This window comes from Paenactinomyces guangxiensis, assembly GCF_016055185.1.
Classification (GTDB): domain Bacteria; phylum Bacillota; class Bacilli; order Thermoactinomycetales; family Thermoactinomycetaceae; genus Paenactinomyces; species Paenactinomyces guangxiensis.
This window is the reverse complement of sequence record NZ_JAECVR010000017.1, coordinates 17295-33905: the sequence shown is the minus strand read 5'-3', so window position 1 is coordinate 33905 and position 16611 is coordinate 17295. Positions and strand designations below refer to the sequence as shown.

14 protein-coding genes and 1 riboswitch are annotated in these 16611 nt (G+C 46.5%); of the genes, 11 read left to right on the top strand and 3 right to left on the bottom strand.

Features of this window, described 5'->3' with window-relative positions; translation table 11 throughout:
• The first annotated feature begins 338 nt into the window (after positions 1-338).
• From zwf to I8U27_RS14880, 6 genes are all read left to right on the top strand, one after another.
• Complete coding sequence (zwf, locus tag I8U27_RS14905) at positions 339-1883, top strand: glucose-6-phosphate dehydrogenase (protein ID WP_181753484.1); 1545 nt, start codon at positions 339-341, stop codon at positions 1881-1883.
• A 21-nt stretch (positions 1884-1904) separates the two neighbouring features.
• Entirely contained in the window at positions 1905-2537 is a 633-nt protein-coding gene (locus I8U27_RS14900; protein ID WP_181753482.1) for a cyclase family protein, read from the top strand.
• Between the two features lie 220 nt (positions 2538-2757).
• Positions 2758-3447, top strand: a complete 690-nt coding sequence (locus I8U27_RS14895; protein WP_181753480.1) for an amino acid ABC transporter permease — start codon at positions 2758-2760, stop codon at positions 3445-3447.
• Positions 3448-3463: 16 nt separating this feature from the next.
• Entirely contained in the window at positions 3464-4225 is a 762-nt protein-coding gene (locus I8U27_RS14890; protein ID WP_181753477.1) for an amino acid ABC transporter ATP-binding protein, read from the top strand.
• A gap of 189 nt (positions 4226-4414) precedes the next feature.
• Positions 4415-4951: a DUF6932 family protein gene (locus I8U27_RS14885; RefSeq protein ID WP_181753475.1), complete on the top strand. Its 537-nt coding sequence runs from the start codon at positions 4415-4417 to the stop codon at positions 4949-4951.
• Between the two features lie 4 nt (positions 4952-4955).
• Complete coding sequence (locus I8U27_RS14880) at positions 4956-5393, top strand: helix-turn-helix domain-containing protein (RefSeq protein ID WP_181753473.1); 438 nt, start codon at positions 4956-4958, stop codon at positions 5391-5393.
• A 95-nt stretch (positions 5394-5488) separates the two neighbouring features.
• Here the strand turns inward: I8U27_RS14880 and I8U27_RS14875 are convergent, their stop codons facing one another.
• From I8U27_RS14875 to I8U27_RS14865, 3 genes are all read right to left on the bottom strand, one after another.
• Positions 5489-6904, bottom strand: coding sequence for an amino acid permease (locus tag I8U27_RS14875; protein WP_181753471.1), 1416 nt, complete (start codon positions 6902-6904; stop codon positions 5489-5491).
• A gap of 88 nt (positions 6905-6992) precedes the next feature.
• Complete coding sequence (locus I8U27_RS14870) at positions 6993-7820, bottom strand: YqhG family protein (protein ID WP_181753469.1); 828 nt, start codon at positions 7818-7820, stop codon at positions 6993-6995.
• Positions 7801-9528 carry a DEAD/DEAH box helicase gene (locus I8U27_RS14865; RefSeq protein ID WP_181753594.1) on the bottom strand — a complete coding sequence of 576 codons (1728 nt, stop codon included), beginning with the start codon at positions 9526-9528 and terminating at the stop codon, positions 7801-7803. Before I8U27_RS14865 ends, I8U27_RS14870 begins: the two co-directional genes overlap by 20 nt.
• A gap of 426 nt (positions 9529-9954) precedes the next feature.
• Positions 9955-10047, top strand: a riboswitch (glycine riboswitch).
• Between the two features lie 153 nt (positions 10048-10200).
• Here I8U27_RS14865 and gcvT point away from each other — a divergent pair.
• The 5 genes from gcvT (at position 10201) to fadH (ending at position 16432) form a co-directional block, all read left to right on the top strand.
• On the top strand, positions 10201-11295 hold the full coding sequence (gene gcvT / locus I8U27_RS14860; protein ID WP_181753466.1) for a glycine cleavage system aminomethyltransferase GcvT: 1095 nt from the start codon (positions 10201-10203) through the stop codon (positions 11293-11295).
• Positions 11296-11391: 96 nt separating this feature from the next.
• Positions 11392-12738, top strand: a complete 1347-nt coding sequence (gene gcvPA, locus I8U27_RS14855) for an aminomethyl-transferring glycine dehydrogenase subunit GcvPA (RefSeq protein WP_181753463.1) — start codon at positions 11392-11394, stop codon at positions 12736-12738.
• Positions 12735-14183: an aminomethyl-transferring glycine dehydrogenase subunit GcvPB gene (gene gcvPB / locus I8U27_RS14850; RefSeq protein WP_181753461.1), complete on the top strand. Its 1449-nt coding sequence runs from the start codon at positions 12735-12737 to the stop codon at positions 14181-14183. Before gcvPA ends, gcvPB begins: the two co-directional genes overlap by 4 nt.
• 200 nt (positions 14184-14383) lie before the next feature.
• Positions 14384-15433 (top strand): Ldh family oxidoreductase, encoded by a 1050-nt coding sequence (locus tag I8U27_RS14845; protein WP_181753459.1) that lies wholly within the window; start codon positions 14384-14386, stop codon positions 15431-15433.
• 231 nt (positions 15434-15664) lie between these two features.
• Positions 15665-16432, top strand: a complete 768-nt coding sequence (gene fadH, locus I8U27_RS14840) for a 2,4-dienoyl-CoA reductase (RefSeq protein ID WP_181753457.1) — start codon at positions 15665-15667, stop codon at positions 16430-16432.
• Positions 16433-16611: the final 179 nt, after the last annotated feature.

Below are 16611 nucleotides of genomic sequence, written 5' to 3'. Positions count from 1 at the left end.
TGACACAAGTATACCATAACCTGTGCTTAAAAGTTTCCTTTGCGATTAATGTGCTCAATGCTTGCGAATCCATTCTTGTTTAGCTGTTTTAATTTTCCAATAGTATGATTTTAATAGAAATCAGATACAATTTGTTTGAGTTCTGTTACTATATTTATGGCTGTTACTGGAAAGTTATCTTATAGTCATTGGCGGGCAGAATTGGATCGGGAACCGCGTTGCCGCCGTTTCTGAAGCGGGCAACCGGTAACAGGGTGGGATATTAGGTTCACTTTCCACACATATTAAACCTTAAAAGGGACGGGATAATCGATTATAATGTGCAAAGGAGTGAAATCATGTCCATACATATTCAGAAGACAGAACCGTTTACTCTGGTCATATTTGGGGCAACCGGTGATTTGTCGAAACGTAAGTTATTTCCCGCTTTATTTATGCTGTTTAAGAACGGGTTGTTAAATTCCGACTTTACGATTGTCGGAGTGGGACGATCTGAAAGAACTGCGGAAAAATTTAGAATGGAAGTCCGGGATTCTATCAATCAATTTGCCCGATTGCAGGTGACAGATGAAAGCCAATGGAATGAGTTTGCCAGTCGGTTTTTTTATGCCGCTGCCGATGTGAATAACCCCGTCCAATACCAGGGGATTAAAAAGACAGTCGAAGAACGTGAACAAGCCCTGGGGGTGAAGGGAAAAGGCAATCGTTTGTTTTATCTGGCGATTGCTCCTGACCTGTTTGCCACCGTTTCACTCAATCTCAAAAAATCCGGTTTAACGGAGACAGCCGGTTGGAAGCGGCTGATCATTGAGAAGCCGATCGGACACGATTATTCTTCCGCAAAAGTGTTGAATGAACAGATTAAGCAATCATTTACAGAGAAGGAAACCTATCGCATCGATCACTACCTGGGAAAAGAAATGGTACAAAATATCGAGGTGCTCCGTTTTGCCAACTCCTTATTTGAACCGCTGTGGAGTCATCATTTTATTGAATCGGTACAAATCACTGCAAGTGAAACTGTCGGTGTAGAAGACCGGGCCAATTATTATGATGAGGCAGGAGCTTTAAGGGATATGGTGCAAAACCACATTTTGCAGATGCTGATGATGGTGTGTATGGAGCCCCCGAGCCGCCTTAAAACAGAAGCGATTCATGATGAAAAAGTAAAGGTATTGCGCTCTTTGCGCCGTTATCAGGAAGATGAAATCGGGAATTATGTGGTTCGCGGCCAGTACGTGACAGGTGTGATAAACGGCAAGCAGGTACCGGCATATCGGGATGAAAAAAATGTCAACCCGGAATCGCGTACGGAAACATTTGTGGCTGCAAGGTTGTATGTAGACAATTTACGCTGGGCGGGAGTTCCTTTTTACATCCGTACCGGCAAAAGAATGGCAGAAAAGGCTACCGAAATCGTTATTCAATTTAAAGAGATGCCCAAAAATCTCTATTTTAATAAAAACAATGATCTGGGTCCGAATTTGCTTGTGATCAGCATTCATCCGATGGAAGGCATGTATATGACACTGAATGCGAAGAAGCCGGGTTCGGTGGATGAGATTACTCCGGTGGCGATGGAGTTTTGTAATAACTGCGAAGAGGGAACACCAGAAGCATACGAATCTTTACTCCATGATGCCATTATAGGAGATCAAACTTTTTTTACCCATTGGGAAGAAGTGTCGCTGGCATGGAAATTTATTGATCCGATTCGCCGTACCTGGGATCAGGAGAAAGCCCCCATGGAATTTTATGAAAGCGGATCTTGGGGACCTCAGGCTGCCCATGAACTGTTGGCCGGTCAGGGGCATAAATGGTGGCCGATATCCACTCAGCGGCGCCATCGCATTGTCAGAGCAAGAGAAATGGCAAAAATTTAAATGAACAGGGAGAGATAAATGATGGTAAAAATCTACGATGTTTCTATGCCGATTATGGAAGGGATGCCGGTCTACAAAAATAAACCGGAAAAGCAACCAAAGATCCGCGTTGTTCAGGATTTTGACACCGCGTCTGCCAGGGAGTCCCGCATTGACCTTGATGTTCATACCGGTACACACGTTGATTCCCCGCTCCATATGATCCCAGACGGAGGAACAATGGAAACTCTGCCATTAGAGCGTCTGGTCCGTCCTTGCCGCGTATTGGACTGTACCGATGTGAGCGGCGGTATTACCCGGAAAGATCTGGAGAGGTTTGACATTCAGGCGGGAGAGTTTCTGCTCTTGAAAACGAAAAACTCTTTTAAAGATGAATTTGACTTTGAATTTATCTTTCTCGCAGAAGATGGAGCCAAATACCTGGTGGAAAAGCAGGTTCACGGAGTCGGAATTGATGCACTGGGAGTTGAGCGCTCCCAACCCGGACATCCCACACATAAAAATTTGTTTCATGCGGATATTCTCATCATTGAAGGGCTCCGGTTAAAGGAAGTACCCGAGGGGAAGTATTTTATGGTTGCAGCTCCGATCAAACTGGTCAATACGGAGGCGGCTCCCGCCCGTGTTGTTTTATTGGAAGGTGTGAGTAGTTAATAGTTAAAAGGTAGTGTCAAAATAGATTTACTAACTGTGGATTAAAGTCATAAACCCTGTTACTTATAGGGGTTTGTGGCTTTTTTATATTTGGTTTTGTGTAATTAACTTATAAAAAGACTGATTGACAAGAAGAAAGAAAGGGGATTATGATAAAAAACATGCTATATAATAATAAAATATATCAGAATCCTTGGTTATAACAATGGGGTTGTCTTAGATGGATACTTGGAAATATATTCAGTGGGAAAATTTATTTGACCTTGAATTGGCTGTTGAATCTGCTCCCTATATTTTACAGGGGTTAAGAAGTACTCTCTGGATCAGCCTGCTTACGATGGGAATTGGTTTGGTTTTGGGATTGATCACTGCGATGGGGCGGATGTCTGGTTACCGCGTTTTAAGATACCCTGCTCGTGCTTATATCTCAATCATTCGTGGAACCCCCCTTCTGGTGCAACTGTTTATTTTGTATTTTGGTTTGCCTGTGATCGGAATTACCCTTTCTGCTGTAATGGCCGGAATTATCGGATTGTCCCTCAATGTGGGTGCTTATGCTGCAGAAACGATACGCGGAGCGATTTTATCTATTCCAAAAGGGCAGTGGGAAGCGGCGAAGTCGATCAACATGACTTACTGGCAGACGTTGCGGCGGATCATTATCCCTCAGGCAACCAGGGTCGCATTGCCGTCATTGGCGAACACCTTTTTAAGTTTAGTGAAAGATACGTCACTGCTGTCAACGATTACGGTGGCAGAGTTGTTGTACCGGGCAAAAATTGTCGGCGGACGTGAATTTGATTATATGACTGTTTATATCCTTGTCGCCATTGTCTACTGGGTTATCTGTACCTTCCTGAGTTACGGGCAGAACAAGTTGGAACAGCGTTATGGAAGGTTTGCAGCATAAGGGAGGAGGTGGTCCAATGATCGAGGTGAAGGCACTCAAAAAGAGATTTGGCCAGCTTGAGGTGTTGAAAGGGATTGATTTGCAAATTGGCAGGGGAGAGGTTGTCTGTGTGATCGGACCGAGTGGATCGGGAAAATCAACCCTGCTCCGCTGTCTTAACTTATTGGAAATCCCGAGTGCCGGAAAGATCCGGATCGATGATACAGAAATTTCCTTTGATACTCATCAAGTATCGGAAAAAGAACAACGGCTGCTTCGGGCGAAAACAGGCATGGTTTTCCAAAGTTTTAATCTCTTTCCCCACAAAACCGTCCTGGAAAATGTGATGGAAGGTCCGCTGGTTGTTAAAAAAGAAGAAAAAAAGGCTCTGGTTCAAAAAGCGGAAGGTCTCTTAGCCAAAGTCGGCTTGTTGAACAAAAAAGACGTGTATCCGGCCCGTCTTTCGGGCGGGCAGCAACAGCGGGTGGCGATTGCGCGTGCACTGGCCATGGAGCCTGATGTGCTGTTGTTTGATGAACCTACGTCTGCCCTGGACCCGGAACTGGTCGGTGAAGTGTTAAAGACGATGAAAGAGTTGGCTCAGGAAGAACAGACCATGGTTATTGTTACCCATGAGATGTCGTTTGCCAGGGATGTGGCTGATCGGGTTGTGTTTATGGATGACGGGAAAATTGTGGAGATCAATTCACCCGGAGAACTTTTTGTCCATCCAAACGAAAAGCGGACACAGCAATTTTTATCTAAGTTTCTGGTTGGTTCTGACACTGTTTTTTCATAAAGGCAGTGTAAGCGCCGGCGCCAGGTACCAATAAGATGGAACCTGAGTGCCGGCTTTTTTCTTTCCAGTTATCAAATAAGTATGAATATATCATTTTTTGTTTCGTTATGTTAACATAAATGTTAAGGATAACCGTCATCATCTCCCTTATATATGAATAGGATAGTATGCAGGAGGATAACCTGACAAATGAGGTTTAATGAATACGGCCTGTTAGCACCAGAAGATTATGCCATGACATTTTCCGAGTTGCGGGAATCAATTTTAGTAAAAGGTGAAGAGAATTCTCTGCTCCCGTGGGACGGTTACTGGCGGAAGAGGCTGGTGGATAATCTGGAAATCTGTGTCAGGCAATTGTGGGCATGCGGGATTGAGGAAATCTTTATCGACGGATCTTTTTGTACCGATAAATACCAGCCTAATGATATTGACGGATATTTCCTTCCGCCCGATCCGGCAGAAATCATGGATGGAACACTGGCGATGAGATTAAACCAGCTGGACCCCTATCAATGCTGGGGGTGGGAGCGGCAAAGATTTGATGAGTACGGGAATCTGCAACTGGAGATGTGGCATCGGTATCGGGTTGAGCTTTATCCCCATTGTAAAGGGGTTTACTCCGGGATCCCGAATGAACAGGGGCAAAATATGAAGTTTGACGAGTTTTTCCGCATAGATCGGGATTTTCTCATTCCTAAGGGAATTGTCAAACTGGTGAAAGGGTGATTTCATGATCAAAACGGAACAAGAGTACAGGCGCTCTCTTGAACAGATCAAGCACCATGAACAGTTGCTGGCTGAACAGCGGAAAGAATTGGAACAGATGGGGCTGACGGAAGAACAAGTAGAAAGAGGACTTGGTCCGGCGCGCTTGTTTCAGGAACGGGTACGGGCGGAAGTGGAAGAGTATGAGCGTTATAAGTCCGGTGATTTTGATATGACCTGCATGTTTGACAATATCGGCCGGCAACTGATTGCTTTCCGGATCTATCGAGGGCTTTCCCAGGCAGAATTAGCCAAACGATTGGGTGTCTCCGCCCCGCAAGTTTCCAGAGATGAGAGAAATGAGTATGGAGGGGCCAGTATGGAGAAGGTGAAGCAGGTTTTAAAGGCATTGGATATGGAAGTTGTCATTGTGCCGAGTGAGTTGAACAAAGTTTCCGTGTAAACATACAGGTGATGTGATCAGCGGCTACTTAGTCGCTTTTTTTTCTGTTATCCGGGTGTAGTCAAAGTAACCGGATCATGATACAGAAAGGGCCATCACTCTTCTGCAATGTTTTCTGTTCCCTCTTCAATACGCTCGCGAATTAAAAAATATATAAACGTCACCAGAACGGCTAATCCGATACTGACAGTTAAACTGATCATATGTTCAGGATCAAAAGCAGTACTTATTATAGCAATGGCAATGATGATGATCGCTGCAAGGCTTCTCAAGGGATATCCCCACATCAGGGCAGGTTGTGCATCATTTTTTCTTCTGAACCGGTATTGTGTCCAGAGAATCAGACCCCATAGCAGTAAAAGCACGACTCCGGCCGCAGTAGTTAATAGCTCGTAGATCACGTCAGGCAAGAAAAAGGAAATGACGATGGAAATGAATAACCCGGCAATGTTGATGAGTAGTGCCTTCAGAGGAATTCCTTTTCGGTTTGATTTTGCCCAGCTGGAAGGTGCTTCATGCCTTAGGCCTAAATTGACCAGTATCCTTGAAACTGCAAACATTGTTGCTGTCATCGTTGAAAAAGCGGCGGTGATCATGGCAGCGTTAAGGATATGATCTGCAAAGGGCACTTTTAAGTACATGAGCGTTGTAACGAACGGGCTTTGGTTGGCGAAGATCAGATTGACGGGTGCTGTAACCAACACTGTGCCGAGAGAAAGCAGATACAATACTCCCAACAAAGCGACAAGTTTGCGGAAGGCAGACGGAATCCGTTGATGGTCTTCGATCTCCGAAGAAGCCATGCCTGTAGAAATAACACCGCCAAATGTAAAAAACATAATACTGAGGCTGCTTAGAAATCCGGCAGGCCCACGGGTAAACCACAGGCTGTTATCAGCAGCGTGAACAACTCCTGCCGGTCTGGTATGTCCGAACAGCAAGCAGCCAATCACGATAACTGTGAATAAAATAACCGCGCCAATCTTGACGGCTCCGAAAAGAGATTCTATTTTCCCGTAGTTTTTTAAGCCGATCAGGTTAATCCCCAGTGCCAGTAAAGTATAAATGGCAGACAGCAGCCAAACTGGTATAAACGGCAGCCATTTTTGCGTAAACAGGCCGATTGCAGTCACCTCACTGGACATGATTAAAATGCCGGCAATCCAGTACAACCATCCCCCGGCAAATCCGTAACCCCTCCCCAAGTACTTCTCCACATAAGATAAAAAGGATCCCTTGTGTCCAGGCTCCAGGACAAGCATCTCACCCATAGCTTCAAAAATAGTCCATACGGCAAATAAACCGATCAGGTAAGCCAGCAATACAGACGGGCCTGTTTCGCGAATAAGATTAGCAGTGGCCAGGAAAAAACCGGCACCTAAAATGGACCCGACTCCGATAAAAACGAGTTGATTTTCTGTAATTCCACTTTTGTTTCGCCGCTCTGCTTTTTTCTTTTCGTAATGGGTGTGTGGGCGATGAATGGAAACATAAGGTTTGGTTATTTTCATCTCACTAACCCCTCTGTCATCCCTGGATTTTCTAATTTAAAAGATATTGTTCATGATTGTTCAGATGAAAGAAGAGTACGGTGTTTCATTAGTGTTGTCCGGACTCAGGCAACTGTTCTATATAAAAAAGCCCGGAATTGATCGTTTTTATCTCTACCCGCGGATGATATTGCCAGATCGTTTCCCGGCGCCGTTGTTTTTTTTCTTTTCTCGTCTCCTCTGACATCGATGTTTCATCGGGGTAATAGCTGTCAAGCTGATTTAACTCCGCTTCCAGTCGTTGCATCGCCTCATCGGCCCAGGTAAGGTCTTCATTTTCAATCTGTTCTTGCAGGTAATATTCCAGTTCTCCCACCGCTTCAGGAATCGTGAGTCGGGGGGATAAAATATGCCGTTGTGCCGGGAGTTTGGAAGTCCAGGAAAGTGATTGGATCATTTGATAAAAACCGTCACGAACCTCGCCGTTTTGCAGGTTTATGCCCACATAGCTGATTCGATCCATTTTCTGGTCACAGATATAGGAAATTTTGAAATTTATCCCCAGCCAGGGGGTATACGGTTTTGAAATATAGTTGCGGCGTTCCCAGCCCTGCGGTTGTTGATAAAGACGGACAAATTGTCCGTTTTTTTGAGCGGAATTCAACATTTGCGCAAAACGGGGTGATCCGTAAAATAAATGCTCCACCCGGCCATGTTCGGGCCTCAAGTCAGCGTCAAAGCAGAAACACAGTTGTGCCGGTTGGGGTTCCATGTTCATCCGTTCCACAAACATCCAATAAAAGGGACGGTTGAGTAAATCTTTATCTGCATGAATTGACAGTTGGGTCACGATGTGAGTGGGAGCGGACTCGATAATATGGCAATCATGGCATTGTAAGTAGCGTTCAGTAAAGGATCTAATCTCCTTTTGATCCATAGAGAAGCACTTCCTGTCTCTCTTTTTGATCTTGAACTTCTTGTTTCTTTCTGTGGAATGACTCTCCGAGGCTGTTTAAACGATCCCGCATTTGCTGATCATCGTCCGTTTCCAGCATGATGCGCATTAAGCTTTGCTCCAGCCCTTCTTCTGCTTCTAACTTTTCCAGAATAGTTTCCAGTTCTCCGATCACTGTTTCAAAGAGTTGAATTTTTTCATGAAGAAGCCAAATAATATGCTCTTCAATGGTATTTTCCGTTGCGAAGTTGTAAATATGTACATCATTCAACTGCCCCAGGCGATGGACCCGGCCAATGCGTTGTTCGACGCGCATCGGATTCCATGGCATATCAAAGTTGATAATATGGTGACAGAACTGCAGATTGATTCCTTCCCCTCCGGCCTCTGTTGCCACCATCACCTGTGCCCTTTTCTGAAACAACTCCATCATCCAGTCTTTCTTATTGCGGTTAAATCCGCCCCGGTAAGGAACTGCGTGAATGCCCACATTCGCCAGCTCCCGGATCAACATTTCCTGAGTGGCCCGGTATTCGGTAAAAAGAATAACTTTTTCGGGAGAAATTTCTTTAATCAATTCAATGGCGGCATCCACTTTGGAAGAGGAGGTAACGGCCCGCAGAAGCCCCGCTAAATGTGTGACTTCAGGAGACAGGGTTTCCTTTCCGCTTTCTTTGCGCTGAAATAATTTAAATAAGGTATGAAAAACAGCGTCTCTGCTGCTGCAAACCTCCTTTTGCAGGACCAGAAGAGCCAGCATGCTTTTTAAATCAGCGGCATGACTTTGATAACGGCTGCGCACAAATTGAGTAATTCCATCATACAGAGCCCGTTCCTCTGGCGATAAGCGGACGGGAATCGTTTTAACTATACGGCGGGTGAGATGGAGGTTGCCGTCACGCCTGCGGTTACGGATCAGGACACGGCTGATCTCTTCCCGCAATTGCGTTTCGTTTTTCGCTTTTCTTTTGCCGGCCACATAGTCGTTCTGAAAACGGGATTGTTTGCCCAGTTGTCCGGGTTTAAGGATGGTAACCAGGTTATACAGCTCTTCAATCTCGTTTTGTACCGGTGTGGCTGTGAGCAGGAGACAGTATTTTTTCTGAAGTTCATTTACAAACTGCCAGTTCTTGGTTCGCTTGTTTTTTAATTTATGTGCTTCATCAATAATTAAAAGATCATAGTGTTTGTTGAGCACATATTGCCGGTGGGGATCCCGTTTAGCAGTATCTAACGAGGCAACGATAAAATCGTACTTATCCCACATCCATTCTTTTTTCTGGGCTACAGCAGGAATTTGAAACTTTTCATTGAGTTCCCGGGTCCATTGCAGGACCAGGGAGGAGGGCACCAGAATCAATGCTTTTTTTACCAGGCCGCGAATGATGTATTCTTTTAAGATCAGCCCGGCTTCAATTGTTTTCCCAAGCCCCACTTCGTCCGCCAGGATTGCCCTGCCCCTCATCTCGTTGACAACGCGGCGCACCACCTCAATTTGATGGGGAAGCGGTTCAAAACCTTGAATTTGTTGTAAACTTTGGATAGAGTCAAAAGTAGGGACGATTTGTTTTTCAGCTGCTTCCAAGGCTAATTGAAATTGTTCCCAGCTAGACCAGTCTGTGTCATTTTCGATCCGGTGTTGAAACCGGTTCAACCACTGGCGATCCATACGGATGGGGAGCGATTGCATCAAGTTCCTCTCCGCCTTTCTACAGCAATCTATGACAGATTTAGTATGTTTCTATGCCGAAAATGTATACAGGACAACCTTATGACTTGTCCGCATAACTCTGGCATGAAAGTTTGAACATGCCGGAGAAGCAGAATTCTAGGGGTAACCTTTCGGCGACCAACCCAGCGGAAAAAACGGAACATGAGAAAAAGCGAGGCGAGGCAACTCTTCACTGAATTCGCTTCCTTGCCTTTGACTGCGCCCCTTGTGCAGTTTTTGGAGCGGGCATCTCTGGCTCCCTGCAGGGCGCCGATCAGGAGCGAGACAGAATTCTGCCTTCCCCACACTTTCACAGCAAAAGGCGTACTTTTTTTGAAGAAAGTATCGAAATGTAACGGAATTTGTGGCACAATGTGTATGAGTCAGCTTTATATTGTTCGGCGGTTGAAAGCGGGAGGAGAGACCACGGTTGTGGCGCCGAAGGAGCAAACCCATTTTCCGGGTGAATCTCTCAGGCAAAAGGAGGCCCGCTGGACGCATCTCTGGAGAGTGCCCGGTTGACCGGGCCACCCACGGGGCAACTTTGCCGGGAGCGGCAGAGTAAACTCTCAGGTATATAGGACAGAGGAATTCACCTAGACTTTAATGATAGGGAATTTCTCTGTTTTTTTATTTACGGAGGTGTACAGGATGACCGGTTTAAAAAGAACTCCTTTGTTTAAGGTTTATCAAAACGAATCCAAACTGGTGCCATTCGGCGGTTGGGAAATGCCTGTCCAATTTTCGGGAATTAAACAGGAACATGAGGCTGTCCGCACCAGAGCCGGATTATTTGATGTATCCCATATGGGTGAAGTGGAAATCAGCGGACCTGATGCTCTTGCACTGGTACAAAAATTAACAACCAATGATGCTTCCAAACTTTCCATCGGTGATTCGCAATATTCCATGATGTGCTACCCGGATGGCGGCACGGTGGATGATTTGCTGGTATACCGTACAGGTGAACAAACTTATCTGCTTGTCATCAATGCTGGTAATATCGAAAAAGATCTGGAGTGGATTACCCGGCATCAATCGGGCGACGTGACTGTAAAAAATATTTCTGGCGAAACCGCACAATTGGCCCTGCAGGGACCACTCGCAGAACAAGTGTTACAAAAACTGACACAAACGGATTTGTCCGAAATTAAGCCATTCAAATTTAAGAATAGGGTTGAGATTGCCGGAATCAAAACATTGGTCTCACGTTCCGGATATACGGGTGAAGACGGGTTTGAGCTTTATTTTGCAGCCGAACATGCCCCTGTTCTCTGGCACAGGATCCTGGACGCCGGAAAAGAAGAAGGCGTATTGCCGTGCGGTTTGGGGGCACGTGATACCTTGCGCTTTGAAGCACGTCTGCCTTTATACGGCCAGGAGTTGTCGCAAAAGATCTCTCCCATCGAAGCAGGGGTCGGTTTTGCGGTCAAACCGGAAAAAGGGGAGTTTATCGGCCGGGAAGTGCTGGCCAGACAAAAAGAAGAGGGAGCCCCGCGCAAATTGGTTGGCATTGAAATGATCGACCGCGGGATTCCCCGTTCCCATTATCCTGTGTTTGCAGGAGAGAAACAAATCGGTGAAGTAACAACGGGAACCCAGTCGCCAACATTGAAGAAAAATGTGGGTCTTGCCTTGATCGAGAAAGCGTACGCAGACCTGGGGAAAATCGTTGAAGTAGAGATACGGGGAAAACGCCTTAAGGCCAAAATCGTCAAAACCCCTTTCTATAAACGGCCCAGGTAACAGGGGGTTGCTGAAAGATTCAAACATTTTGTTTTGCCCGATATTGCGCGTCACGATCAAATACAGACAGCAGATCAACTGTGGGAGGATGAAGGTATGAAATTTCGTTACTTGCCGATGACAGAGCAGGACCGGAAAGAGATGTTGTCAACCATCGGTGTCCAATCGGTGGAAGAATTGTTCGCTGAAATCCCGGAAAATGTCCGTTTTAAAGGAAAATTGAATATCCCTGAGCCAATGGCCGAACCTGTACTGGTTCGTCACATGAACCGCCTGGCAGGCAAAAACGCTTCTCATAACCGGTACACCTCTTTTCTCGGTGCAGGGGTGTATGAACACCACATTCCCAGTGTGGTCAACCACGTGATTTCCCGGTCGGAATTCTATACAGCCTATACTCCATACCAGCCTGAAATCAGCCAGGGAGAATTGCAGGCGATCTTTGAGTTTCAGACCATGATTTGCGAACTGACCGGTATGGATGTCGCCAATTCTTCCATGTATGATGGACCGACGGCTCTCGCAGAAGCAGCCGCTATGGCTTCAGCGGCTTCCCGCAAAAAGAAAATCGTTGTCTCACGTGCGGTACATCCGGAGGCACGTGAAATATTGACGACCAGTGCAAAAGGTTTGGGACTTACTGTTGTGGAGGTTCCGTACAAAAATGGGGTCACAGATCCGGATCAGTTGAGAGAGGCTGCTGATGAGGAAACAGCTGCCGTAATCGTACAATCTCCAAACTTCTTCGGTAATATCGAAGATCTGGCAAGGGTTGAAAAAATAGCTCATGCGCATAAAGGATTGTTTATTGTCAGTGCCAATCCGCTTTCGCTGGGTCTTCTGAAACCACCCGGTGCATACGGGGCGGACATCGTTGTCGGCGATGCCCAGCCGTTGGGAATTGCCCAATCGTTTGGCGGTCCCCACTGTGGTTACTTTGCAACCACCAAAGCATTGATGCGCCGGATTCCGGGACGGATCGTCGGCCAGACTGTGGATGAAGAGGGTGTACGCGGATTTGTTCTCACCCTGCAGGCAAGGGAACAGCATATTCGCCGCGATAAAGCGACATCCAATATTTGTTCCAATCAGGCTCTCAACGCCCTGGCGGCTGCGGTGTACATGTCAGCCCTGGGAAAACAGGGAATGCAGAATGTAGCCCGCCTGAACATCCAAAAAGCTCATTATGCGAAAAAACGCCTCTTGCAAGTAAATGGAGTGGAATCCGCTTTTGACGGCCCGTTCTTTAACGAGTTTGTTGTCAAGCTGCATCGCCCGGTCCGGGAAGTTAATGAACATCTGCTCAAAGCAGGTATCATCGGTGGATATGATTTGGAGCGCAACTACCCGGAACTCGCCGGACATATGTTGATTGCAGTGACAGAAGTGCGTACCAAAGAGGAGATTGATCAGTTGGCTGAAGTATTGGAGGGTCTACTGTGAGCAAACAAAAAGCACTCATCTTTGAAATGAGCCAACCAGGGCGTGTCGCCTACAGCTTGCCGGAGTCCGATGTCCCGGAGACAGATGTCTTGCCAAAAGAACTGCTGCGTGAACAGCCGGCAGAACTTCCGGAAGTATCGGAACTGGATTTAATGCGTCATTATACTGAACTTTCCCGGCGGAACCATGGTGTTGACAACGGATTTTATCCTCTCGGTTCCTGCACGATGAAATACAATCCAAAAGTGCACGAAGATGTAGCGCGTTTTCCGGGGTTTGCGAACATTCATCCCTATCAGCCGGAAGAAACGGTTCAAGGTGCGTTGCAACTTCTTTACGAATTGCAACGGGATCTTGCTGAAATTACCGGGATGGATCAAGTTACCTTACAATCCGCTGCCGGTGCACAAGGGGAATGGACCGGGCTGATGATGATTCGTGCCTATCATGAGAGCCGCGGGGAGTCCGGACGCAATAAAGTGATTGTTCCCGATTCCGCTCACGGAACCAACCCGGCGAGCGCCACAGTAGCCGGCTTTAAAACAATCACCATCCCTTCCAACGAAAAAGGCCTGGTCGATGTGGAAGAACTGCAAAAAGTGCTGGGTGACGATACAGCCGCTTTGATGCTTACCAATCCCAACACACTCGGTCTGTTTGAAGAGGAAATTAAAGTGATTGCGGACCTGGTTCACGAAGCGGGCGGGCTTCTCTATTATGACGGAGCCAACGCAAACGCCATCTTAGGAATTGCCCGCCCGGGAGATATGGGCTTTGATGTGGTTCATTTGAATCTGCACAAAACCTTTACCACTCCACACGGAGGCGGTGGTCCCGGTTCAGGTCCGGTCGGCGTCAAACAAGAGCTTGCTCCTTTCTTGCCCAAACCGTTGGTAGCTAAAACAGAAGAAGGCAAATATGTTCTCGAATATGACATGCCCAACTCGATCGGACGCGTGAAAGCATACTACGGCAATTTTGGCATTCTGGTTCGGGCCTACGCCTATATTCGCACCATGGGGCCGGATGGGCTGCGCCAGGTATCTGAAAATGCTGTTCTCAACGCCAACTATATGATGAGAAGGCTGGAGCCGTATTTTGAATTGCCATTTAAGCAACATTGCAAACACGAATTTGTTTTGTCCGGAAACCGCCAGAAAAAGCTTGGCGTCCGTACCCTTGATATGGCGAAGCGCCTGTTGGATTTCGGTTTCCATCCGCCGACGATTTACTTCCCACTTATTGTTGATGAATGTCTGATGATCGAACCAACTGAAACGGAAAGCAAAGAAACATTAGATCACTTTATTGACGTGATGATTCAAATCGCAAAGGAAGCTGAAGAAAATCCGGAAATCGTCCAGGAAGCCCCCCACCATACGGTAGTTAAACGGCTGGACGAGGTGACTGCAGCCAGAAAGCCAGTATTGCGCTGGGAAAAATAAATAGAGAATGAAGGGCCCCGCTTTACCAGCGGGGTTTTTTGTTTTACATTTCCTGTGCGGACTGCTGGATTGAATAATTAAATAATATAAAATATATAATCTTTTCGTAACGGATTATTTGTTGAAATTGGATGAAGGGGAGGAAGAAAATTTCTTGTTTACTCTGAATAATCATAGATGATTGGGGTGGAAAAAGGGATATGCCAAATTATCAACCACAAGAATTAATCAACCTGGCCGTTCACATCCTTGAGAGTATCGGTGTACCTCAAGAGGACGCCGCTGTAGTAGCGGATGCTCTGGTACAGGCTGACCTGGAGGGAATCAGCAGTCACGGGATCAGCCGCCTGTCCATCTATGCCAGGCGAATGATGGAAAAAAGAATCGAAACAAATCCGAATATCCACATCGAGCGGGCAGGAAATGTCCTAAAGGTTGACGGTGGAAACGGTCTCGGGCACGTTGTCACTTTTCGGGCCATTCAAGCTGCGATTCCTCTCGCCAAACAAGAGGGGATTGCTGCTATAGCTGTTCGTAACAGCAATCATAATGGCACCGCCTCTTACTACTGCCGGATCGCGTGTAAAGAAGAGATTATTCTGATCGGTATGACCAATTCTCCGCCGGGAATTGTTCCGACAGGCGGAAAAAAAGCATTTCTCGGGACCAATCCGATTGCATTCGGTTTTCCGGCCAGAACCTCTCCCCCCATTATTGTTGATATGTCAACAAGTGTGGCCGCAAGGGGGAAAATAATACTGGCTGCTAAACAGGGGGAAAAAATTCCGGCCGGTTGGGCCGTAGATCGGGAAGGACTGATAACGACTGATGCGAAGGAGGCTCTCAGCGGTGCTGTTCTCCCGTTTGGGGGTGCGAAAGGGTATGCGCTGGCCACCGCGATTGAACTATTGACCGGAGTATTGAGCGGGGCAGCCTTTGGGCCCCATGTACAAAATATCTATGATGACAAGGCAAAGAAGGCAAATGTAGGGCATACTTTCTTCTTGTTGCATATCCCCCACTGGATGCCGATGGAGGGATATTACCGGCGGGTTGAGCAATTTGTGGAAGAGCTGAAATCGGCCCCGAAAGCCGGGGATGCAGACGAAATTTATTACCCCGGCGAACGGAGATATCAAAGATATTTAGAAACGTTGCATTCGGGAATCTCTCTGTCTGATGAAGTATGGGAAGAGTTGAAGCAACTCGCCGCTATGTACGGAATCCCTGTCCGCAGGTTAAAGTGGTGATCAACATATTTCCCTTCTCCTGAAAATAAAAAACTTGAATCGAAAGGATAAATCAGTTATCATATCCCGCTTTTTTGCGAGAAGGGATTCAAATCTTCCCGATGAGATCCAACAGGTGGTTGTTATCGGGTGAAAGAGTTGACAACATGAGGTAAAAAAAGTTAAGCTGAAAATAGAGATGTATTTTGATTCATTAATGAATATTGAATGTTCAAAAAAGGGGCGGGAGCGATGAGAGGAAAAACGGTAATTGTAACGGGCGGAAGCAGCGGAATGGGCAAGGCAATTGCCAAACGCCTTTGCCGGGAGGGGGCCAATGTTGTGATCTCCGGCCGCAACCGGGAGCGATTGCAAGCAGCGAAAGCAGAGATGGAGTCGCTGGACGGGCAGGTTTTTACTGTTTCGATGGATGTGCGAGAGATCAGTCAGGTAGAAGACATGGTCAGGCAAACAAAAGAAAAATTCGGGCGCATTGATCACTTAGTGAATAATGCGGCAGGAAACTTTATTGTCCCTGCGGAAGATCTTACATATAACGGATGGCATTCCGTGATCAATATTGTATTAAACGGAACCTGGTACTGTTCCCAAACGGTTGCAAAAGACTGGATCGCCAACGGCCAAAAAGGCTCTATTCTCAATATTGTTGCTACCTATGCGTGGACAGGTGCCGCCGGTGTTGTTCACTCCGCGTCTGCGAAAGCCGGTGTATTGGCGATGAGCCAATCGCTCGCCGTCGAGTGGGGGAGCAGATACGGAATCCGTGTGAACTGTATTGCACCCGGTGCGATTGAAAATACCGGGGGAGCGGCGAAGCTGATCGCTGATGAGAAGGTGTATCAGGCTCTGAAACATTCCATTCCATTGAAGCGATTGGGACAGCCTGATGAGATTGCCGCCCTGGCACGTTTTCTATTATCTGAAGAAGCCGGGTATATCAATGGAGAGTGCATAACCATGGACGGTGGGTACTGGTTGTCCGGAACCCGTTTTGTATAAAAATTTCCTTGTCGAACAGAGTGCCAACCCCCTTATTTTTCTGATGAAAAATTAAGGGGGTTATTCTGCTCAATAAAGGAAGCACGTGGCTTGGATTGTAAAACTTTTAAACCACTTTCTTTTTAGTAAAACATGGTTTAAGAATAAAATCGGAATTATCCGACTTTAATGTAAATTAA